Origin of the sequence: Acinetobacter sp. 22301 (assembly GCF_052045285.1) — a bacterium.
In the GTDB taxonomy this organism is placed as follows: Bacteria; Pseudomonadota; Gammaproteobacteria; order Pseudomonadales; family Moraxellaceae; genus Acinetobacter; species Acinetobacter pittii.
Window position 1 is genome coordinate 218,476 of sequence record NZ_JBQEOR010000001.1, and the last position, 22,395, is coordinate 240,870.

Genomic DNA, 22,395 nt, shown 5'->3' on the forward strand with positions numbered 1-22,395 from the left:
TTTTATTAAATAAAATTAAAATGTGTACGTTATTTATACTTTTATATTAGGTGAAAAATCTATTAAATACAAATTAAAAGGGGAGTGAAATTTAAGCAAAAATCACATATTAGGTTTAAATATGGAAGAGCATCACACTATAAAGGTGATGCTCAACTTATAAAAATTAATATAAATTAAAAATGATTGGCATCAGCCATATTCCACATTCGATAGTAGAAATTATCATCGTCATTATTATGTTCAGATTGTAAAAGTTCACCTTCTTTCAAGAAAAAATGCAACTGAGCATAGTTCTTAATTTCACGGTCATTTACTCGCTGAGCTAAATGATGAGCTTTAATATCAGAAGGATGGCGTAAACCTGCTGCAGCAATCATTTCTGATAATGCATGCAAGGTATTTTTATGAAAATTAAATACTCGTTCTGATTTAGTCGGTACATCAATTGCTTTTTGACGATCTTTGTCTTGAGTCGCTACACCTACAGGGCATTGGTTGGTGTGGCAGCTTTGTGCCTGAATACATCCAACTGCAAACATGAAACCACGTGCTGAATTAACCCAGTCTGCACCGAGTGCAAAAGTGCTAGCGATATCAAAAGCACTAATGATTTTACCACTAGCACCAATTTTAACTTGATATCTTAGTCCTGCACCGACAAGAGTATTATGGACAAAGCGTAAGCCCTCTCGTAATGGGGTACCAATATTGTCACTAAACTCAATTGGTGCTGCACCAGTACCACCTTCAGAACCATCCACAACAATAAAGTCGGGAACAATTTTTGTTTCAAGCATTGCTTTAACAATACTCATGAATTGCCAAGGTTGGCCAATACACAGTTTAAAACCAACTGGCTTGCCGCCAGATAATGTTCGCAGCTTCTGTAAGAAATGCATCATTTCAATGGGGGTAGAAAAACTAGAATGCTTAGCAGGAGAAATACAATCATGATCGCGTGAAACGCCACGGATTTGGGCAATTTCTTCGGTAATTTTATGCTTAGGTAAGATACCGCCATGGCCCGGTTTTGCACCTTGTGAAAGCTTTAATTCGATCATTTTGATCTGTGGCAATTGAGATTGTTTAGCAAATTTTTGCTCGTCAAATTTTCCATCTAGGGTACGGCAACCAAAATAACCACTGGCAATTTGCCAAACAATATCTCCACCATTTTCGAGATGATAAGGGCTTAAGCTACCTTCACCAGTATCGTGATAAAACCCACCTAATTGCGCTCCTTTATTGAGTGCTCGAATTGCATTGGCACTTAAACTACCAAAGCTCATGGCAGAGATATTCATAATGGATGCACTATAGGGTTGAAGGCATTGTGCATTACCCACCTGAATGCGGAAGCTCTTTGGATCAGCTGGTGGGCAAGGGCTTATTGAGTGGACAATAAAGCGGTAATTCTCTTGATAGACATCAATAATTGAGCCAAAAGGTTTATCTGCATTTTCGTTTTTAGCACGTTGATAAACTAAGCTTCGTTGCATGCGAGAAAAAGGTAGAGCATCTTGATCCGCTTCAATAAAGTATTGACGAATTTCGGGGCGTATATCTTCAAACAAAAAACGAAAATGTCCCATAATTGGGTAGTTTCTTAAAATAGAATGTTTATTTTGTAAAACATCATAGAGGCCTAATAGGCTTAAAGCGCCTGTAACTACCCATAAACCATTAAGGAGAGTATCAGAAATAAAATAATAGATACTATGAGGGGTATAGACGGTTCGAAACCATGTGATGCTGAGCGCAGTAAAAATACATAAAAACCAGAGAGAATGGCGTGAAAAGAATGTATTGAGAAATTTATGTCGAATGATTTGTGCTGGACTCGCCATATTGGAACAAATTCCTAATGTTTTACTGGTACATACCTTGCCAAGAAGCAAGTCAAACTACAAGTATGGAATTGTTAGTTTTGGAGAATAAGGAAGAATACATTCATAAATAGGGCTTAATTTGGCGTTTATTTTTTTGAACTGAGATAAATTAAAATATTCATCGGATGGGGGATTTTTTATTAAGTAATTTTAATTATTATAGGTAAAAGTTAATTTTAGATTTATTTAATAATAAAAATTATTTTAATTTAAATTGGTTTGTTTTTGCTATTTAATAATTTTTTGATAATATAAACGAAATGAAATGATATTTTAATAGATATAAATACAACTATATAAATTTCTAAAAATTATTAAGGACTGAAATGAATTGGAAAATATTAGTACTCTCTATTTTTTTAACAATAATTTTTTTCTTAACTTTAATGTTTTATTTAGGCTTCGATCTTGATACTTTCAAGAGGGTCGCCCTAATACAAAGTTTATTAGTTGTTGTAGCCATAATATTTGATTATATGGAAAGGAGAAAGACTCCTATCTTTCCAGGATGTATTGTTTACCCCTTACTTGGTATTTTATTTATTTTTGGTTTTATGCCTATTTTAGACTTTTTTGCTGAAAGACCCCAAGGCTTTCATAGTTGGGACATTAAAAATATTTTATTGATCAATTCTGATAACACAGACTATCAATTTAGAGAACTAGCTTGGTACGGTAAAGCTTATGTACAGTTACTTTTTGCAATGGTGGGTGGATTTTTTGGTTTGATTTTTCATCTTATTTTTAGAAATAGTTGAGCTAGCAATACATACTTTTAGTAGTGAAGACCTGCCTCTAGCTATTGAAATGTCTAAAAAAATTCTAAAGATGTGATAAAACACTTAGATTTCTTATTCATAAAGTATTATTTTCTTATTCATTTAAAATATATAGAATAATCAGATGCTTACTTTTTATTCTCATTTTTTTTGACCAAACTTTAAAAAATTATAAAATATGAATGGTGATGGTAAATTTTAACTAATGAAAAATTAAAATTTTTTAGAAAAACTAATAAAAATGTAAATGAAATTATCGAAAATTAATAAAAAGAGTGGGGCTAACCATAAAAAATTTATAATTGAGAAATCAATCAAAATTTTGATTATTAATTGATATTTGGAATGAAACAAACATTAGTATTTTTGTTGTTTTTTTGTATTATGCGCAACTAGTAGAGTAAAAAAATAACGCTTTGAAAAAACAGTCAGAAGAACTAGTGATTGTGATGGGGAAGGCTAATTTTTACATCTATTAATTTTATTGTCGTAATGTAAAAAGGTTTTTAACCATGAATAAGTCTCTCATTTGTTTATCAGCAATTGCTATGGGTTTAACGTCTATCAATGTTGCAAATGCAGCTAACGCAACCGGTACACTAACTGTTAAAGCAACGATTACAAACAGTTGTGTTCTCAACACTTCTGCAACAGGTACTACGTCAAATGCAATTTTAGACTTTGGTACGTTAAGTTCGCTTGCAAGCAACGTAGATGCAGACACCACAACAACAGGTGGGACTGCAATTAAAGTGTTATGTAACAATACTGTGCCATGGACTTTGGCTTTTGACGCAGGGAAAAATGCTCAATCGACACAACGTCGTATGATTGGTGGGGCGGCTAGCAACGAATACATTCCTTACAACCTTTTCTCAGATACTAACCGTGCAACAGCAATTGGTGTTGCAACAACTGCATATAGCGGTACTGGTACTGGTGCAGCACAAACAGTTAACGTCTATGGTCGTATTCCTGCTGGCTCAACTTTACCAAGTGCAGGTAGCTATGTTGACACTGTGACTGTAACAGTGACTTATTAATTTTTAATAAGTTTTATTGCGTCATTGCTAGCTCTTTTTTAAAGGAGCTAGCTCAGTTTGAGAAAAGTAGTTCTGGGCAAATCATGAAAAAAAATATCTTTGTTGTGACAAGTTTATTGTTATCTTTGCCTAGTATGCTAAATGCAGCATCAATCCGCCTTTCACCTGTTAGTGTTGAAATATTGAGTGATCAGGCTGCATCTTCCATTAGTTTATATAATCAGTCAAATGAAAGCGCTGATTTGCAGGTGCGTGTATTTGAGTGGAGACAAAATGCTGGTCAAGATCAGTTAATCCCTACGGATGAGATTGTAATTAGTCCACCATTTCTAAAACTACAACCTAGTGACTCTTATAACTTACGTGTAGTTAGAATTAACCCAGAACCTGTTTCTGGTGAAAAAACTTATCGTATTATTATTGATGAGTTACCAAAACCGATTGATAGTCGTAAAGCTGATCAAGGGGTTAACGTACTACTACGTTCGTCATTACCTGTATTTGTCGTCAATAAAGATGCGATTACTAAACTGAATTGGTCAATACAACAAGAACAAAATAATGCTTATCTCACCATAAGTAATGTTGGTAATCGACATGCGCTTTTAAATAACTTAATACTTGTGGATACAACAGCAAATAAAAGCTATCCCATTAAAGTAAACACCGTGAATGGTTATATTCTTGCTGGGAAATCGAGAAAATATAATATTAGTCCTGATTTTAAATTTCAAGCAGATCATAAATATAATATTTCATTAAATATTAACGGTAAGCAAACATCTCTTTAAAGAGGCACATATGAAATATATCGTAAGTGCCTTATGTGTTATGTACTTACCGATTCATGCTGCTGCTGAATCATTACAAGATAGTACTAATGCTGTCTTACCAAGTATTCCGGAAGTTCCGACTTCTTCTCATCAGGCCTTTGGTTCTGATCAGGGATATATACAGCTATTTTTAAATATTTCTGCTAACTCAAATATTTCTAAAGATTTAATATCGGTACGGCAGGATCAAGATAGAAAATTACATATCCGCTCTCGTGATTTAAAAACTTTAAGATTAAAAATGGATGAACATATCTCAGATAACCAGTGGGTGTGTATTAATGATTTAAACGGAATCCAGTTTAAATATTTAGAGAATGAGCAGTCCCTAAACCTAAATGTTCCATCGGATATGTTGACAGGCTATGCAGTGGACCTCAATGGTCAGCAGATCACTAGCCCGAATTTGTTAAAGATGAAACCCTTAAACGCGGCTATTTTGAACTACAGTCTGTATAACACCATAACCAATGACGAGAACGTTTTCTCAGGTACAGCTGAGGGTATTTTTAACAGTGCAATTGGTAACTTTTCTTCAGGGGTTTTATATAACGGTAGTAATGAAACTAGCTATAGCCATGAAAAGTGGGTACGCCTAGAAAGTAAGTGGCAATATGTTGACCCTGAGAAGATCAGGATATATACCCTAGGAGACTTTATTTCTAATAGCCCAGACTGGGGAAGCAGTGTCCGTCTTGCTGGTTTTCAGTGGTCGAGTGCTTATAGCCAACGCGGGGATATTGTCACTTCGGCACTCCCGCAATTCTCCGGCTCGGCAGCATTGCCTTCAACACTGGATTTATACGTCAACCAGCAAAAGATTTATTCAGGGTTAGTGCCATCTGGTCCCTTTGATATTAAACAGCTTCCGTTTATTTCAGGAAATGAAGTCACCCTTGTGACTACCGATGCAACGGGACAGCAGAGCATTACCAAAAAGCCGTACTATTTTTCATCCAAGATTCTGGCAAAAGGTATAAATGAGTTTTCAGTAGATGTGGGGGGTCCGCGTTATAACTATGGACTCTATTCAAATGATTATGACGATGCCACCTTTGCATCAGGTGCGGTCCGATACGGTTACAGTAACTCTCTGACCTTAAGCGGTGGTGCAGAAGCTTCAACAGATGGGTTATCGAACCTAGGCACAGGATTTGCCAAAAATATTTTGGGTATTGGCGTGATCAATGCCGACATTGCAGCGAGCCAATATAAAGATGAAAACGGTTATTCTGCCTTGCTGGGTTTAGAAGGTCGCATCAGTAAAAATATTTCATTTAACACCAGTTACCGCAAAGTATTTGATAACTATTTTGACCTAGCCCGTGTGTCTCAAGTTAGATATTTAAAAGATAACCAGATTAATCCCGAGTCACAGAACTACCTGAACTACAGCGCACTGGCAGATGAGATTTTTAGGGCAGGGATTAACTATAACTTTTATGCAGGCTATGGGGTTTATCTAGGTTATAACCAGATCAAATATAGCGACAACTCTTACAAGTTACTGTCTACCAATTTAAGTGGAAGTCTGGACAAGAACTGGGGCTTTTATGCGTCAGCTTATAAAGATTATGAAAACCATAAGGACTATGGTATTTACTTTGCGCTGAGATATACACCGTCAAGTAAAGTGAATGCGATCACGAGTGTATCTAGTGACAGCGGTAGCCTACGGTATCGCCAAGAAATATTCGGATTATCAGCACCGCAAATTGGTTCATTTGGCTGGGGTGGTTATGTTGAGCGCGATCAGGATGCACATGAAAATAATGCCTCGATTTATGCCTCTTACCGTGCCCGTGCTGCTTACCTGACAGGACGCTATAACCGATTTGGAGATAATGATCAGGTTGCACTTTCGGCGACAGGATCATTGGTTGCGGCGGCGGGACGTATCTTTGCGGCTAATGAAATTGGAGACGGCTACGCAGTTGTGACCAATGCTGGGCCACAAAGCCAAATTATAAATGGTGGTGTTAATTTAGGTGCGACCGATAAGTCTGGCCGATTCTTAATTGCAAATTTAAGACCCTACATGTCTCATCATATCTACCTAGACCCATCATATTTACCTTTAGAGTGGGAAGTTAGCTCTACGAATCAGACAGCGTTTGTGGGTTACCGTCAAGGAACTTTGGTCGACTTCGGTGCTCATCAGGTCATTTCTAGATTAGTGAAACTGGTTGATCAAAACAACTCACCGTTAATGCCAGGTTATGCCGTTCGAATTAATGGTCAGCAAGATGGAGTGGTTGGTTATGACGGTGAAGTATTTATTCCAAACCTATTGAAACAAAACAAACTTGAAGTCGATCTTCTAGATCATGGCTCATGCCAAGTTGATTTTGCGTATGAAAATAAGCAATTCAGTGCTAAAAAATTGGGGCCTTATGTATGTCGATAAATATTGCTAGCTTTAACCAGCCGACAACTTTTAAAGGTCTTTCATTTATCCTGAAATATTTTTTGGGAATGAGCTTGCTATGCCTGATCTTTACATTTTTTAACTCTGCCTATGCAACTTGCACACCTACAGGGACAACTTCTGGTACATACACATACACTGCCGCAACAATTAACAATGATGCAGTTCTGACATACACGGGAACAATACGTTGTTATGGGGGACGTTCAACACCAGAAATTTCAGGTTATATGTGTATGAAAACCGTCTTTACTGGAACAACGAGTAGTAATAATAATGTTTCATTACCTTACACCGTCACAGCAACTGTAGGTGGAGCAGGATCTTCTACCACTAATCAAAATTCGAATATCTGGTATGGTCCAGTAAGAACAGTCGCTTCAAATAATGTTATTAGTTACTCTGTAAATATAAAAGTACCAGCTCGTACAGGGTCGCTCATGGCATATCCTAAAGGAGCTTATACTGGTACGGTTCAGCTATTTTGGGACATGCAAGCAAGCTCTAGCACTGTGTGTGAGGGCGATAGTGGTGGAGGTTGGGACTCGGGTAATACCACTATAACTGCTAATTATGTTGTGCCAAGTTTGTGTCAAATAGATTCAACATCAAATGTCGATTTTGGAAATATTAATGATATTGGTAAGACTACTCGTGATTATACAGCTCAAGGAGTGGTAAATACGACCTGTAATAATGGACTGCCATATAGTATTTATTTGGGGGATGGGAATAACCGTATTGCTGGTGGCTTTAGGCAGATGACAAATGGTAGTGGTCAATACATCCCGTATCAGTTATATCAGAACTCGAATTATAGCGCGGTATGGGATACTACTGGTGGTGTAAGCGCAGTTGGAGGTTCTGGAGGTGTTTCTAAAACAGGTTCGGGCAATTCTCAGGGTACAAATGTCTATGGAAAAATTCCGCAAGGTACCACTATTTCAACAGCTCCGGGTAATTACTCAGATGCGATAGTTGTTACAGTAACTTATTAAGAATTTATTGGAATTTTATGTTGAGTATATTTTTAGGATTTGAGTTGAACACTTAGCATTTAAAAAGTGGTCTATAAATTTGGTGTTTAATTGTTCTAATTTAAAAGAAGCAGCTAGGTTTTAAAAAAGTAGGGGTGATAAGTGGTTAGCGGTAATGTTGTTTTAGGATGAGTAAAAACAGAAAAAGACAAATTAAAAAAATAAGAAAAAACATCTGATAAATATATACCTTATGAATATTAAATGTATTTTTACACAAGTTAACAGATTGTACAAATTAAATTACAGTTCTCTTTGCTTTATTTATTCTTTCTTATCAATAAAAAATACTTATAGAGATAAGTCGATTCTCAATAATTTAATGATTTGTATTGGAAAACAAAGTGTTAAAATTGAAAGGCTGAGATGCTCTGATATGTTTAATTGTATTTTATTCGGTGAATCTACGAATCGAAATTTGTGGATGCTTAGTAGTACTAAAGACAAATGGCTACATGCGTGACAGCTATCCCGAATTTTAACTTCATGAAAATACAAAGGTTTATAAATTGTTTCAACCACTTACTATCCAAACTCGACTCGGTGGATTCTACTTTTTCTACTATTCCATTGTGGGTACATTCATGCCGTATTGGAATTTATATCTTCAAGATCAGGGGTTTAATTATCAAGAAATTGGTGTTTTATCATCAATTGCGATTGTAACTCGTTTTTTTGCGCCTTTAGTTTGGGGTTGGATTGCTGATAAATCTGGTAAGCGGATGTTGCTTGTTCGGATAGCAACTTGGATGGAGTCATGTATATGGTTGGCTATTTTTATAGTGCCAAATACTTTTCAATCAGTTGCTTTGCTTATGCTTATTTTTAGTTTCTTTCAAAATGCGATTTTAGCTCAATTTGAGGGAGTCACTTTATTTTGGTTGGGTGATCAAAAAGCTAAACTTTACGGCAAAATTCGTAAGTGGGGATCGGTTGGGTTTATTGTTGGGGTATTCACTATTGGGGCTATTTTAGAAATAGTGCATATTTCAATGCTCCCAATTTTACTATTAATTATCGCGTCTCTAGCGTTTATTTGGTCTTTCACAATCCGCGAACCTGATAGCGCGCCTACTTCCCAAAAATATTTAGAACCTTTACTTCCTGTTCTTAAGCGCCCAACAGTGGCTGCATTTTTTGCAATTGAATTTATTCTACTTTTTTCACATGCGCCTTTTTATAGTTTTTATAGTAATTTTCTGAAATCTTTGAATTTCAGTACGACTGAAATTGGATTTTTATGGGCCATGGGCGTTTTTGCTGAAATTTTTATGTTTTCAATTGCCTCAAAGATTTTTCAACGTTTTTCGTGGCGCAGTTTAGTGATAGTGTGTCTGCTAGTGACGAGCATACGTTGGATGCTAGTTGCAGTATTTTCACATTATTTTATTGGTCAACTTTTTGCGCAGTGCTTACATGCCTTTAGTTTTGGTTTATTTCACTTGATCGCAATGAGAGTTATTTTTCAAAACTTCTCTGCTGGACAGCAAGGGCGTGGACAAGCACTTTATAGTACCATGTGGGGGTTAGGTGTAGCTTTTGGTAGTGTTCTGGCTGGGCATTTCTGGAAAATTCTTTCTGGTGAACTCATCTTTATGTGTGCCAGCGTGGTTGTGCTCTTAGGTTTGTGCTTTGTAAAGTGGCTTCCGAAACAAGTCGATTCTTCAACTACCTAAGCTTGAGATAATGCAAAACAAAGAATTTATATAGAAAAAAGCAAGTAAATATAAAATTGTTTGATGACTTGTTGTGACACGTTACAGTTGAAAAATATTGTTTTTATATGGTTATGGAGCAGTGATTTTGTCAAAAAATATGCTAACTTAACTTCATGCGTTTAATGATTAATAAATCTATGAAAAATATTTATATTATTGGATTATTGTGGGCTTGTTCTGGTTTAGCTGTGGCAGAAACGGCTACTCAACAGCCAGCTGAACAACCCGTTCGGACTGCAAGTAATCCTAATGCTATACGTATTGTTACGCGCCCTGAAATTATGGGATTGTGGGGAATGGAAATTCCAAATAATAAGAAATGTGTGGAATATTATAACTTTCGTAGTAGTAATGATGTAGTGATCAAAAGCGGTCAGGAATGGTCTTATGGTATTTATGAATATCAACCATCTGATGACCCTAAAGAGCAGCTAGCCGCTTTAGTAATGCAAATTAAATTTGATAATAATAAAGTAGATTGCTCTGGTCAGAAGCAAGACCAAACAGGTGATGTCTCACAATATTTTGTACAATGGAAAAACGACCATACAATCAATTTCTGTTCAACGGCTAAGGGTGAGCAGTGCTTTGCGACTTTACGTCGGGTATTACCATAAAATTATAGATATAAAAAAGCCTCTTATTTAAGAGGCTTTTTTCTATGAAGTATATTATGCAGTTTCAGCTTTCTTTTCTTCGACTTGCTTTAACAAGTGTTTTTCAAGGTAATGGATATCCATTGCTTGAGAGCAGAAACTCTTATCTTGCAAAATAAGATCTTTATGTAGAGGAATATTTGTTTTAATTCCCGTAAGGATCATTTCATCTAGCGCTTGACGCATACGAGCAATTGAAGTTTCACGGTCTTTACCATGAGAAATCAATTTAGCAATCATAGAGTCATAGTAAGGTGGAATGCTGTATTCTGGGTAGATATGAGAATCTAAACGAATACCAGCGCCGCCTGGCGCATAGAAACTTTCAATTTTACCTGGTGAAGGTAAGAAGGTTGTAGGATCTTCTGCATTGATACGGCATTCAATTGCATGTCCTTGAACTTTGATATCTTCTTGTTGAAGCTCTAGTCCTAGGCCACCAGCAATGCGTAACTGTTGTTCAATAATATCGACACCAGTAACCATTTCAGTTACAGGGTGCTCAACCTGAACACGAGTATTCATTTCAATGAAGAAGAATTCACCGTCTTCAAATAAGAATTCAAACGTACCAGCACCACGATACTGCATCAACTGACACGCATGAACACAGGCTTCTAAAATATCAGCTCGAGCTTGCTCTGGTAGGTTTGGTGCAGGTGCTTCTTCTAGTACTTTTTGATGGCGGCGTTGTAATGAACAGTCGCGGTCATATAAATGAATTGCATGACCATTACCATCACCAAGAACTTGAACTTCGACATGGCGAGGTTTTTGTAAGAAGCGTTCCATGTAAACGGTATCATCACCGAACCACATTTCTGCATCGCGCTGCGCTGCTTGAACTGATTCAAGTAGTGTATCTACACGCTCAACAATACGCATACCACGACCACCACCACCAGAAGCCGCTTTAACAATAAGCGGGAAGCCGATTTCTTTCGCTTCTGCTAAGGCATTGTGGATAGTTACTGCATGGTCGCAACCTGGTACAGTAGGTACGCCAGCTTTTTTCATGGCAACAATCGCAGAAACCTTATTCCCCATAAGGCGGATATGTTCTGGACGTGGACCAATAAAAGTAAAGCCTGAACTTTCTACAATTTCAGCAAACTCAGCATTTTCTGAAAGGAAACCATAACCCGGGTGAATAGCATCAGCACCGGTAATTTCTGCAGCAGTAATAATTGCCGGGATATTTAAATAGCTATCACTACTTGCGCCCGGACCAATACATACTGCTTCATCAACAAAACGTAAATGCATCAAATCCTTGTCGGCATCTGAATAGATACCAACAGTCTTGATTCCTAATGTTTTACAAGCCCGGGTAATACGTAAAGCGATTTCACCACGGTTTGCAATTAAAACTTTTTGCAACATAGACGTCCCCGGGGTAATTACGCGCGATAACGGAATAAAGGTTGACCGAATTGGATAACTTCACCATTTTTCACTAAAATTTCTTCAATCACGCCGCTTTGAGTTGCTTCAATTGGGTTCATGATTTTCATTGCTTCAATAATACCCAAAGTTTCACCAGCAGATACTGTTTGACCTACTTTAACAAATGGTGCTTCGCCTGGGCTTGGAGCAGCGTAGAACACGCCAACCATTGGAGAAGTTTCAACTGCTCCACGCGGTGTTTTTGCAACTGGTGCTTCTGCAACAGGAGCAGCCGGAAGTGCTACACCAGCCGCAGCAACGACAGGATTGCGACGAGTTAAAGCGATTGATTGATCACCTTCTTTAACTTCGATCGCTTGCAAGTCAGACTCAATCATTAAATCGATGAGTTTCTTAATTTTGCGGATATCCATGGGCGACTATTCCTAAACTAGTTTGGGTTAGATGGTTGAATTTTTTCAATAGCGTAATCGAGCGCAAAACGATAGCCTTTTGCACCTAGACCACAAATCACGCCAATTGCTTTATCAGATAAATAAGAATGATGTCTGAATGCCTCTCTTGCATGGACATTCGACAAATGAACTTCAATGAATGGAATCGCAACGCCAAGTAGGGCATCACGTAGAGCAACTGAAGTGTGGGTGAGAGCAGCAGGGTTAATAATAATAAGTTTTACGCCTTCAGTTTGTGCCTGATGAATACGATCAACAATGGCACCTTCCCAGTTGCTTTGAAAAGTATCTAATGTGATTGAAGCTTGTTGAGCTTGGCTAATAAGTTGTTGGTTAATATCATCTAAGGTAAGATGACCATATACTTCTGGTTCGCGTTTTCCCAGCAAATTCAAATTCGGTCCATGAATCACCAAAATGGTCGAACTCATTCAGATTGCTCCAGCTCTAAAGTTGCAAATATTCTTTGCAAGATGTCTGCAAAGTTTGCTTATTATGGCATATGTTTCTACAATTTTTTTATAATTTGTTTTCATCGTCGCAGAAAGGGTATACCAAATTCGGCTTATATATTGTAAATTTTGCGATGATTTAGCAATGTTAAAAAATGACAAAATTTCAAGTAATTTAATGGAGCTTATTTTAAACTGAATTGACAAAAACAGTTCATGTATTTTGTGTAACGGCTATAGAGTTCTCTCCAATCACTAATAGCTCATTCCATCGAGTTAGATAATTTTTTGAACGGTGACATTGTTTCATGTGCCAAGATGGATTACGGGAATGATAACCGACTTGTAAATAGTGACTGCCAAATCGGTTACGAACTGTGCTGAGCGTTTGCATTAATTGTTGTCTTTGCTGAATCAACTCAAGAGGTTGCCATAAATCATCAATGTGATGTTGACGAGGATGCAAACCACAAAATAAAACTCCAATCTTTATATATTTTTTATTTTCTTTATATAAAACATCAATTTGCTGCATGGCTGCTTTTGTTAATATGCATAAATCATCTGTTGCATAATTTAAGCCTATCGCTTGAGAAGATGCTTTTTTATAAGGTGGTTTATCTATTTTTTCATAAAGCAAGACTTGAACGCAGGCACAGAGCTGTTCTTGTTTCATTAAACGGCGATGAGCACGGTTGAGATGAAAAATAAGTGCTTGCTTAATAATTTCAATGCTGGACAAAGCTTGAGCAAAACTACGTGATGCTAAAATTCGTTTGGTGACAATTGCAGGATCGTCGAGTTGAATACAGGATTGGCCTTTTAGCTCACGAATGGTACGCGCCATAACCACAGAAAAAGCTTTTGCTAGATGATGCTCATTGGCAAAAGTTAAGTCTAAGCATGAATAAATCTCATAACTCCGTAATTGTTTGACTAATTGATAGCCAATTCCCCAGACTTCTTTGACTGAAGTGTGTTGCATGAGGTCTTCAAGAAGCAGAGGATCTAAAGTGGTGAAATTACAAATTCTATTAAAGCTTCTAATTTTTTTAGCATAGTGATTGGCTAATTTTGCTTGAGTTTTTGAATATCCGATGCCAATACAACAGGGTAAGCTTAACCATTCTTCTAAGGTTTCTACGACTTTGACACAATAAGAATGAATATCTAGAGATTGAAGGTAAGGGGTAAGGCGAATAAAACATTCATCTATAGAATAAGCTTCTAAATCATCGGGCGAGAAAAACTCACCAAGAACTGAAAAAAAGCGACGTGACATTTCAGCATACAAAGTGTAGTTGCTTGAATAGACGTGTACACCTGCTTGAAGAGCTTCTTGTTCGATTTGATACCATGGAATACCCATTTTGATACCCATATTTTTTGCTTCTTCACTACGTGATACAACACATCCGTCGTTATTAGAAAGTACTACAACTGGTAGGTCAATAAGTTTGGGATTAAATAGTCGCTCACAACTCACATAACAATTATTAATGTCTACGAGCGCGTAAATTTCGCGGTGTGAGATTTCCATTATGATTTGCCCCATTAAAAATATTGGTAAAACTACATATTGATATTGTTTTCATAAACACAGTGAGAGGAAGTGTTGGATGAAAAAGTTGCATCTTGAATATGTAACAAAATCAAGTTAACAAAATTTTTAGCAGAATGCTAGGGTGGTTCTGTGGGTTTGCCTCAGGTTAATAATGGAAAAATTAGATAAGGAATTAATATTTTTAATAAAAAAGGAGATCGTATGGATCTCCTTTTTGTGACACATTCAATGTCAGTTTTTGATTACCACTTATGGCTATAAGAAACTTTAAGCGTTGCACCATTTGCCACTAAATGGCTAGTGTTATCGCTAGTTCGTAATAATTGGCTATATAGAGGATAATACTTGCGGTTAAACATGTTCTCTAAACCAATCGTCACAGTGTCTTTTTTGTTAAGCGCAAAGCTACTGATTAAATCTGCTGTTGTATAAGATTTTACATCATAGCGACCAAAACTATTTTTACCATTTAAGCGATAATCTTCTGAACCGAAGTAAGTAGCTTGTAGACGATTCGTCCAAGTTTCCGTTGGACTATAGGAAATATAACCTGTGACTTTTAATGGTGGAATACGGAAGCCTGTCATGTCTTGTTCAGCACCGTTTTGCGGCTTTTCACGACCTTTCATCCATGTAACACTACCACCAGTTCCCCAAACATTGGCATCATCAAGATAGTCAAAAGTTGCTTCAACACCAGTGACTTTTTCTTTGGTTCTAGCGAGTACTAAACCATTGTTGAACGATTGCACAGTACCTAGGTCGGAAGTGGAGTGGAAGACCGCTAAACTTGAAGAGAAGTTATTGAAGTTTCCTTTCCAGCCTAACTCGTAGTTATCTACTTTTACGGGTTCTAAGAATGACGAACCAAGGTTAAAACCTTCACCAGCATTACGAATAATCAAACCAACATCAGGTAATTGGAAACCTTGGTTAAAAGATGCATAAATCGAGTGTTGGTCATTTGGAGAGAAAGTCACGTTAGCATTGTACAACCATGCATCAGCTTTCACTTTCCCGCCCTCAACGGTGTAAGGGTTGGGCTTACCTAATTGCGATAATGGAACAAAGCTATCAATTTGGGCATAGCTGTCTTCATAACGCGTACCAGCTTCTGCTGACCATTGGTCATTAAAGCGGTGTTTTAACTGTATAAAACCACCCACACTTTGCGTGGTGAGTTCAGGTAAATAAATAAGTTTGCCAATTTTTACAAACTCTAAGCCACCAGATTGATCATAAATTTTTTGATCGAAAATATCTAAAGGCATTTCGCTTTTTTCGCGGCTAAAGTCACCACCCCAAACCAGTGAGGTGTCACCTAAAAACTCAAGTGGTGTAGTAACAGTTAAGCGGCTACCGAGTACATTATTTTCTTGATAGATCTGATCTACTTGTCCTCCACGATTTGCATTTTTTCGTGCATCAAATGGTGAAAAACGGGTAAAGAAGTCGCGATAATAAATTTGTGCATCAACCTTATTACCAAAAAAGTCTTTATGGTTATAAGTTAAATTGTAGATCTGGTTTTCGTTTTTATTTTGGTCTTTGAGCTTTAAGCCTTTAATTGCTTTCGCTGGTACAGTTCCAGCAGGAGCATTTTTCACACTTGGGTCAGATGCATAATCTGAGTCTTGCTCGGCATTATAATAGTTTGCAGCGAATTGTAGGTATTGGTTGTCATCAATATGATAACCAAGTTTACCACCGATACTATAGCCATCAGAATCATATAAATCGCCCTGACTTGGTTCTGGTGCAACACGGTCACCACTTGCATCGTACGGGCTACCAATACGCTGATAACCAAAGTCGAGCGCATAGTCAAAAGCATTAAAGCTGCCTGTGAAATATTGATGAATATCGCCACTTAAAGCATTAGAACGGAAATTTGTTAAAGGTGTTTGAAGTCCAACAACTGTTTTTGCTGTAGGTTCGCCACCAGCCGCTTTCGTGGTAATTGAAATAATACCACCTGCCGCGCCACCACCATAAATTGCGTTACTGCCTCGAATCACTTCAATGTTGGCAATACTTTCAGGGTCAATTGCTGAAAGTCCGCGTGATGTGTCACGTGTAAGGTTCATTGGTACGCCATCAACCAAGATGAGGGCATTACGGCCACGTAAAGTTTGACCATAATCGGTAATGGTTCGGCTTGAATCTGACAGGCCCGGTACGGCTTTTGCTAAAACGGTTGCAATACTGCCAGATGAACCATTTCTTAAAAGTTCAATTTGTTTTTCATCTAGCTTGGTGACTTGTTTGGCAGAGGTAGAGAGTTCATCTGCACGTGAAGCGGTAATTGTAATTGTAGGAAGTGCCTCAGGCTTTTTTTCAACATCTGTTGTTTCAGAGGCTGAGGCTGCAAAGGCCGAGTTTGAGAGAAAGATGGCCCCACCAAGTGAAAGGAGTGGAATGATATTTTTTACTTCAGACTTCCTGGTAAAAAGTTTGTGACTTTTTATCTTATTTCCCATTGTCTCGCCCTGAGAGTGATTTTAAATTTGTCGAATTATAAGTGAGAATGATTGTAATTCACAATATCGTTGTTGGACAAAAAATAATAAAATTTATTTTTATTAATTGTTGTGTAGAGGAAGGTGCACCCATCGCTCTACACAACTGAAAATTTATGAGATTTCTTTATAAGAATTCAAATGATTTTGATGAGCACGGCGAATAATGCTGCGGTCATCACCGAGTACAAAAAGCTGAACGGATTGTTGTTTCCATGCCGCAATATCTTCAGGTTGTCGGGGAATAGCACAGAAATGCTTTTGACTATTTTTAGTCTTTGCATACATCTCTTGAACTTTTTCTTTCACTTTTGGATGGCTAGATTGCCATGGCATTCCCATAGATTGAGAAAGGTCGGCAGCACCTTCTAGAATAATATCAATACCTTCAACTTTTAATATTTCATCTAGTTGTTCTAGTCCTTCTAAGCTTTCTATCATGGCAACGACAACCGTTTCGTTTGCTGCGTGTTGAACAAAACTAGCTAAATCATCCATGCCATATCGATTTAACCTTGTCGAGTTGAGACCTCTTTGCCCAAGCGGCATATAGTGACAATAGTTCACGGCTTCTTGTGCTTGCTGAGCATTTTCTATACGCGGAAAAACAATACCCGTTACCCCTGCATCGAGCAGAGGTAGAACTAAATGGTTGGCGTTTAACGGCACCCTCACAAAGACATCAAGATTCATGGTTCTAGCGGCTAAAATCATCGTCTCGACTTGAGACGTAGTAAATAAAGTATGTTCCAAGTCGATAATAATAAAGTTGTAGCCCGCAAGTGCCATTTGCTCGACATTAATCGGAGAAGCTACGGAACAAAAGATTCCGTAGAGCGTCTCGCCATTTGCTATTCGTTTCTTAAAAGAAATCGAATGCTTATTCATATTCAATTTCCTTAATAAGGCTGAGCGGGTTCGGCGTGGTTTGTACTCTTAAGCGAATTTCCGGAAGGAAACGGCGGCTTGCGAGCTGTTCAATATCAATGGTGTCATCTGTAAAGTTAAACAATTCATATCGTTCGCTAAACTCTGGGTGAGCTTCTTTATGCTGATTAATGATGGTTCTTAACATGGTCCAGAATTTGATTTCATCGAAGTCATAATGTTCATTTAAGAAAATCGCTAACTCAGCCAGATTTACAAACCAGAGCGCATCTTGAGTAAAGTCTCTTAACTCATTTGGAGAGTGGGTTTCCAAGAACGAGTTCGGGTTAATCTTGGCGTGCTCTTTTGGCGCATCTTGTAAGTTGGGTAAAAAGTTCGGCTCACGTAAAAGATGACGACTAAAACGAATTCCATCATGGAAATCTTTCAAAGCAGCTTTAACGGGTAAGCCATTTTTATGAATTAGTACCATGTTTTGTGCATGTGACTCTAAAGCGAGACCGTGACACCACAAAATATGCATGATTGGTAAATAAGCATTGGTAAGTAATTTTTCTAACCAGAACTCAATACCATACTCTTGGATCCACTCATCGATTAGCGGTTTTTGGTCTGTATCGAGTTGCATTAGTCCTGTTACTGGCGTTGCCGATTCGCCTTCTTTTAAGTAGCTGTAAATACTTTCGCGCCAAATGCAAGCCAGTGCGCCGTATTGAACAGGTAGCGCAATTTGCTGGTTCACTGAAAGACCGCCGATCTCTCTTAAAATAACAGGCTTACGCTGTTTTTCTAAAATATGGTCTTGTTCAATAATGTTATAAAGCCAGTCACTCATTTTTGCCGCATTTTGAACGGTATGCGGTGCCAATACACGAGAGGTCGAGGTATTGACCAAGTTCATTGCCAATTTAAGAGAAAGCGCTGAGATGTCGCTAATATTTGATAATGTGCGAATGGACTGTTGCGGTAAATAAGTCGGACCTTCAATATCTAACGGAATGATCAGTTGGTTGCTGATTGCATCTTGATAATATAATTCAATAATTTTATCCCACTGCCACGGGTGAATTGGAGTGAGGATATAATCTTTAAAATCTACATTTTGCTCTTTCAATTGATTGTTAATGGCTTGTAGATCTTTTTCTGAAAAATGCTGTTTATAAAGCTGCTCTAAGTTAATGGTTTCACTTAAAACCAGTTTGCATAGACTATTATGAGTTGCAACCCATTGAACCGTAAAACCTTCAGAAAGCTCGGGTGCATATTTCTGGTTTTCTTTTAAATCGAAGCCGATACGAGACTTAAAACTCGGGTGATATAAATGGGCGTTGGTAATCCGCGCTTCTTGTTCTAAATAAGGCAAAGTTCTTAAAGGTTGGGCAGGTATTTGGCTCAAAGTCTGCGCATGTTTAACGTAAGTTAAATTGAGTTCATCATTAAAGTTTTGCCATTTAACTGGGTCAGCTTCAATAATATTTTTTAAATCGTCAAGTAGCGTTTTTAAGCTAGGACGAGTTTCAGCATCTAAAGTAATATCAGAACGGACTAAGCTCGAAGGATTTAACTTAATTCGTTTAAAACTGAAATGTCGTTTAGCCACGCAAGTATAAAAAACGGTATCGGAAACATAAAACTTGATCTGACCTTTAGAAAACTCGTATTTAAAAGTATTTTCAAAAATGAGTGCTTCTAATAATTGGCCCATCACGCGATTTTCCGCGAGGGTTTTATAATTGGTTTGTTGTGTTGGTTGAAGAGGACAAAGTGCTTCTGCGCCGCGATATTTATAAATAGGGTTTTCAACTTCAATCCAGATAGGATTGCTACCACTGTGGTAGAGCGTATTTAACATATTTGCCTTAATTGGTAATGTGAGTGAATTAATTAATAAATCGCGATATTGCTGGCCTTTGGCGCTAAAATTTTCTTGTGTGAGCGTAAGGCGTGTGGCTTGCCAAAGTTCAGATTCTTCAATCACGGAAACTCGTGCAATTGCACTGATGAGATGAGCAATGTGATTGATCACGAGGTAATATTTTAAAAAGGTCCACGCATCTTTCTGAGAGAACCAAACGGTACTATCTTCAGAAATAGATGAGTCATCTTCTATCATTTCTGGAACAATGCTAATGCCTTCCATGTCTCGAAGAATAAGGCGATGTGGATAGCCGTTTTTAAATTCCATTAAACTATTTTGCATGTGCGCTTCTACGCTAATACCTTTATTTGCAAACAACTCAATTAATGGAATGAGTGAAACTTTAACGTACTGTTTCAACCAGAAAGTAATGAAGTCTTTCGCGTCTTTCGATTGTAGATTTTGGTTGGGTGCCGCTTGCTGAATAAAGCTTAAAAGCGGGATTTCATGATTTTCATTTTCTTCAACCAAGCCGCCCAGCATTCGGGTGTTTTCTAATACCTCAGATGTGAGGCCAGCTCTATAAATAATGCCAAATGAACTTTCAAGCTCAGGAATTTTGACTGTTTTTGCCTCTAACTCCGGCAGAATCACAAGGTCTGGATATTGCTCATTAATCTTATGATTAATAATAATTTTGCTCGCATCAATCGCACGTTCCATTTCATCCATTGGGTTATTACGAATGAAACTGGTAATTCGTACATCAATTGATAGCTTTAAGAATAGATTCGATTGAGGTAACCACACTGTACGAACAGATGAGGTTGGCCATACGGTTTGACCTAAAGCTCCCAGATAGATCACGTCTTGGCTATCTAAATATTTCTTCAAAGATGGATGTTGAAGTAAGAAATTAGCTTGCCAAGGATGGGTTGGCATTAGCTCGTAATTTGCTAAGTTTTCTTGTAAACGTTCTTTTGCAGTTTTTAAAACTTCATCTTCAATACGATGAGAGGGCTGTTCCTCACTTACAAGCTTTTGGATTAGAGAAGAATGAATTGCAAAGTAATGAAGTTGGAAACTTGCGCCTAACTCAGGGCTATACTTTTTCATGTCTTCTTTAGAAAAACCTAAATTGGCTTTAGAAGTCACATGAAAAGGGTGCCCATATAACATGCCTTGTTCAGTAGCCTGAAAACCACTAACTACTTTAGATGCTGTTTGAGATGGCTTATTTTCTAAAAAGAATTTTGTATTTTCGATACTATTGGCAATATCTGAGTACAGGTTCTTATTTTGATTTTTATCTTTAAATAAGCTATTCAATTCATCTGTAATCAGCTTCACTAATTTTTTAGGGTCGGTGAGTGAGTCAAATGTATTGTCGCTTAAATTTTGCAGAACAAAACCACGTTGATATCTATGATAACCAGTGGTGGATAGATGCTGAACTGCACCATAAACAATCGTGTTAGATGCATTAAAAGTATAAGCAAAATACAGAGTGTCTGGGCGCTCTGCATACAGTGTGAATAAAGGAGAATCTTGAGCTGGGATAATATGCTTTTCAAGATTTACTTTGAGTTCACGAAAGAAAGTATTCAGGTACTGTTCGAAAAGTTTATAAGACCATGCATCGGTTGTAATAATTGAGTTCATTCTTGTGCCTCTTCTAAAATTGTATCCATTAAGAATCTGTTCAAAATCACCACTAATCCTGCACCGATAAAAAATAGTGAGGTGCAGATTAATGCAGCAGTAATATTGAAAAATGAGTAGGTGAGCGTGATCGTGATTGGGCCAATAAGTTGTCCTAAGACAAAGGCACTATTAGAAATACCAATCACTTTTCCTTGGCTTTGAGCGCCGGCTTTTAGAGAAATTGTGTGCAAGATCGAAGGAATAAGGGCTGCAAAGCAGAAGCCTTGTATGAGTCGTAATACAAGAATCAGCCAGAGATTAGAAACCCAGATCAATGCGAAAATCGTGATGCCGCAAATTAAAGATGCGTAAATGAAGTTATTAAAAGAATCTCCTTTATCATCATTTCTTTTTCCCCAATAGGTTGCAGCAATAAATGCTGCTCCCCATGAAAGCGCATGAATTGTTCCCGTTAAACTCGCAGCAGATAACGATGAGTGAGTGCTTTGGCTTATTTCACTAATGTATAAAACAAAGCATGACACCAAACCAAAGCCGCCCGCTTGAACCAAAATGCCGGCGCTTAACCATGAAAAAATCGTTCTATCAAAGAAAGCTGGAAGCTTAGATTTCTCTTTGGTTTTTGTGGTTTCGGTTTTAACGGGATTGGTTAATACAAATGACGCAATCACAATGAGTGTCATCACAACAAATGCTGTCGCGTTGAGTAATACTTCAACCCGCCATTGATCCATAAATATCCCGCCGAGCACGGGACCACATAGGCAAGCTAGCGCAACACTACTTTGTAGTTGCCCAAAAGCGGCACCACGTTGTTGTTCATTAGAAAGATATGAAACATAGGCATTTAAAATCACGGAAAGACCGCAAAAACCGAGTAAAATTCGCGCGAAAATAAACAGGTATAAATGCTGGGCGCTCGCCATGAGCAGTATTGAAATACAGAAACCAGCCAGAGAAAGTAACAAGGCTTTTTTATGGCCGAATGTGTCGGATAGGTGGCCAACAATCGGTGCTGTAAATAAGCTGCCAATAGCCGGAGCCGCGAGTGCCAAACCTGCCCAGATAGTGGGAGCACTCATATGCGCCGTCAGTTTTTCCATATAGAGCGGCATGATCGGAATAAGCACCATGAGCCCGAAAGTAGAAAAAAACTGACAGAGCAAAATAATGAAATGATCTAGGCGAGATGAGCGCATGA

16 protein-coding genes are annotated in these 22,395 nt (G+C 37.7%); 7 read left to right on the top strand and 9 right to left on the bottom strand.

The annotated features are described in order from the left end of the window. Positions 1-176: 176 nt before the first annotated feature. Positions 177-1,850: an FMN-binding glutamate synthase family protein gene (locus tag ACTJJH_RS01045; protein ID WP_202724226.1), complete on the bottom strand. Its 1,674-nt coding sequence runs from the start codon at positions 1,848-1,850 to the stop codon at positions 177-179. 368 nt (positions 1,851-2,218) lie between these two features. On the opposite strand from ACTJJH_RS01045, the gene ACTJJH_RS01050 reads away from it, so the two are divergent. From ACTJJH_RS01050 to ACTJJH_RS01080, 7 genes are all read left to right on the top strand, one after another. Further along, entirely contained in the window at positions 2,219-2,650 is a 432-nt protein-coding gene (locus ACTJJH_RS01050; RefSeq protein WP_284090524.1) for a hypothetical protein, read from the top strand. Positions 2,651-3,183: 533 nt separating this feature from the next. Next, on the top strand, positions 3,184-3,714 hold the full coding sequence (locus ACTJJH_RS01055; RefSeq protein WP_032055806.1) for a Csu type fimbrial protein: 531 nt from the start codon (positions 3,184-3,186) through the stop codon (positions 3,712-3,714). 83 nt (positions 3,715-3,797) lie between these two features. Beyond that, a complete protein-coding gene (locus ACTJJH_RS01060; RefSeq protein WP_284090525.1) occupies positions 3,798-4,505 on the top strand; it encodes a fimbrial biogenesis chaperone in 708 nt (235 codons plus the stop codon). A gap of 40 nt (positions 4,506-4,545) precedes the next feature. After that, positions 4,546-6,954 carry a fimbria/pilus outer membrane usher protein gene (locus ACTJJH_RS01065; protein ID WP_440600779.1) on the top strand — a complete coding sequence of 803 codons (2,409 nt, stop codon included), beginning with the start codon at positions 4,546-4,548 and terminating at the stop codon, positions 6,952-6,954. Beyond that, entirely contained in the window at positions 6,945-7,973 is a 1,029-nt protein-coding gene (locus tag ACTJJH_RS01070; protein ID WP_440600572.1) for a Csu type fimbrial protein, read from the top strand. The genes ACTJJH_RS01065 and ACTJJH_RS01070 overlap by 10 nt, the downstream gene beginning before the upstream one ends. A gap of 548 nt (positions 7,974-8,521) precedes the next feature. After that, entirely contained in the window at positions 8,522-9,688 is a 1,167-nt protein-coding gene (locus tag ACTJJH_RS01075) for an MFS transporter (protein WP_199985295.1), read from the top strand. 155 nt (positions 9,689-9,843) lie between these two features. Further along, positions 9,844-10,347: a hypothetical protein gene (locus tag ACTJJH_RS01080; protein ID WP_002115710.1), complete on the top strand. Its 504-nt coding sequence runs from the start codon at positions 9,844-9,846 to the stop codon at positions 10,345-10,347. 54 nt (positions 10,348-10,401) lie between these two features. On the opposite strand, the gene accC is transcribed toward ACTJJH_RS01080, so the two are convergent. The 8 genes from accC to ACTJJH_RS01120 all read right to left on the bottom strand — a co-directional run bounded on the left by accC (position 10,402) and on the right by ACTJJH_RS01120 (position 22,393). Then, positions 10,402-11,769: an acetyl-CoA carboxylase biotin carboxylase subunit gene (gene accC, locus ACTJJH_RS01085; protein ID WP_002115704.1), complete on the bottom strand. Its 1,368-nt coding sequence runs from the start codon at positions 11,767-11,769 to the stop codon at positions 10,402-10,404. A gap of 17 nt (positions 11,770-11,786) precedes the next feature. Then, positions 11,787-12,206 (bottom strand): acetyl-CoA carboxylase biotin carboxyl carrier protein, encoded by a 420-nt coding sequence (gene accB / locus ACTJJH_RS01090; protein WP_000354611.1) that lies wholly within the window; start codon positions 12,204-12,206, stop codon positions 11,787-11,789. Between the two features lie 17 nt (positions 12,207-12,223). Next, entirely contained in the window at positions 12,224-12,679 is a 456-nt protein-coding gene (gene aroQ, locus ACTJJH_RS01095) for a type II 3-dehydroquinate dehydratase (RefSeq protein ID WP_002115614.1), read from the bottom strand. A gap of 235 nt (positions 12,680-12,914) precedes the next feature. Further along, positions 12,915-14,240, bottom strand: coding sequence for a Y-family DNA polymerase (locus ACTJJH_RS01100; protein WP_060466258.1), 1,326 nt, complete (start codon positions 14,238-14,240; stop codon positions 12,915-12,917). Between the two features lie 266 nt (positions 14,241-14,506). Next, a complete protein-coding gene (locus tag ACTJJH_RS01105; protein ID WP_440600573.1) occupies positions 14,507-16,744 on the bottom strand; it encodes a TonB-dependent receptor in 2,238 nt (745 codons plus the stop codon). A gap of 153 nt (positions 16,745-16,897) precedes the next feature. After that, the gene (locus ACTJJH_RS01110) at positions 16,898-17,671 is read right to left on the bottom strand and encodes an HpcH/HpaI aldolase family protein (protein WP_060466260.1); all 774 of its coding nucleotides are present in this window, start codon (positions 17,669-17,671) and stop codon (positions 16,898-16,900) included. Then, on the bottom strand, positions 17,664-21,191 hold the full coding sequence (locus tag ACTJJH_RS01115; protein WP_440600574.1) for an IucA/IucC family protein: 3,528 nt from the start codon (positions 21,189-21,191) through the stop codon (positions 17,664-17,666). The genes ACTJJH_RS01110 and ACTJJH_RS01115 overlap by 8 nt, the downstream gene beginning before the upstream one ends. Beyond that, positions 21,188-22,393 (bottom strand): MFS transporter, encoded by a 1,206-nt coding sequence (locus ACTJJH_RS01120; RefSeq protein ID WP_005073856.1) that lies wholly within the window; start codon positions 22,391-22,393, stop codon positions 21,188-21,190. Before ACTJJH_RS01120 ends, ACTJJH_RS01115 begins: the two co-directional genes overlap by 4 nt. Positions 22,394-22,395: the final 2 nt, after the last annotated feature.

Coding starts and splice junctions, on each gene's coding strand:
- ACTJJH_RS01060 (WP_284090525.1), top strand. CDS start 3,798: ATGAAAAAAAATATCTTTGTTGTGACAAGTTTATTGTTATCTTTGCCT.
- accC (WP_002115704.1), bottom strand. CDS start 11,769: ATGTTGCAAAAAGTTTTAATTGCAAACCGTGGTGAAATCGCTTTACGT.
- ACTJJH_RS01110 (WP_060466260.1), bottom strand. CDS start 17,671: ATGAATAAGCATTCGATTTCTTTTAAGAAACGAATAGCAAATGGCGAG.
- ACTJJH_RS01070 (WP_440600572.1), top strand. CDS start 6,945: ATGTCGATAAATATTGCTAGCTTTAACCAGCCGACAACTTTTAAAGGT.
- ACTJJH_RS01100 (WP_060466258.1), bottom strand. CDS start 14,240: ATGGAAATCTCACACCGCGAAATTTACGCGCTCGTAGACATTAATAAT.
- accB (WP_000354611.1), bottom strand. CDS start 12,206: ATGGATATCCGCAAAATTAAGAAACTCATCGATTTAATGATTGAGTCT.
- aroQ (WP_002115614.1), bottom strand. CDS start 12,679: ATGAGTTCGACCATTTTGGTGATTCATGGACCGAATTTGAATTTGCTG.
- ACTJJH_RS01050 (WP_284090524.1), top strand. CDS start 2,219: ATGAATTGGAAAATATTAGTACTCTCTATTTTTTTAACAATAATTTTT.
- ACTJJH_RS01115 (WP_440600574.1), bottom strand. CDS start 21,191: ATGAACTCAATTATTACAACCGATGCATGGTCTTATAAACTTTTCGAA.
- ACTJJH_RS01080 (WP_002115710.1), top strand. CDS start 9,844: ATGCGTTTAATGATTAATAAATCTATGAAAAATATTTATATTATTGGA.
- ACTJJH_RS01105 (WP_440600573.1), bottom strand. CDS start 16,744: ATGGGAAATAAGATAAAAAGTCACAAACTTTTTACCAGGAAGTCTGAA.
- ACTJJH_RS01065 (WP_440600779.1), top strand. CDS start 4,546: ATGTACTTACCGATTCATGCTGCTGCTGAATCATTACAAGATAGTACT.
- ACTJJH_RS01055 (WP_032055806.1), top strand. CDS start 3,184: ATGAATAAGTCTCTCATTTGTTTATCAGCAATTGCTATGGGTTTAACG.
- ACTJJH_RS01120 (WP_005073856.1), bottom strand. CDS start 22,393: ATGCGCTCATCTCGCCTAGATCATTTCATTATTTTGCTCTGTCAGTTT.
- ACTJJH_RS01045 (WP_202724226.1), bottom strand. CDS start 1,850: ATGGCGAGTCCAGCACAAATCATTCGACATAAATTTCTCAATACATTC.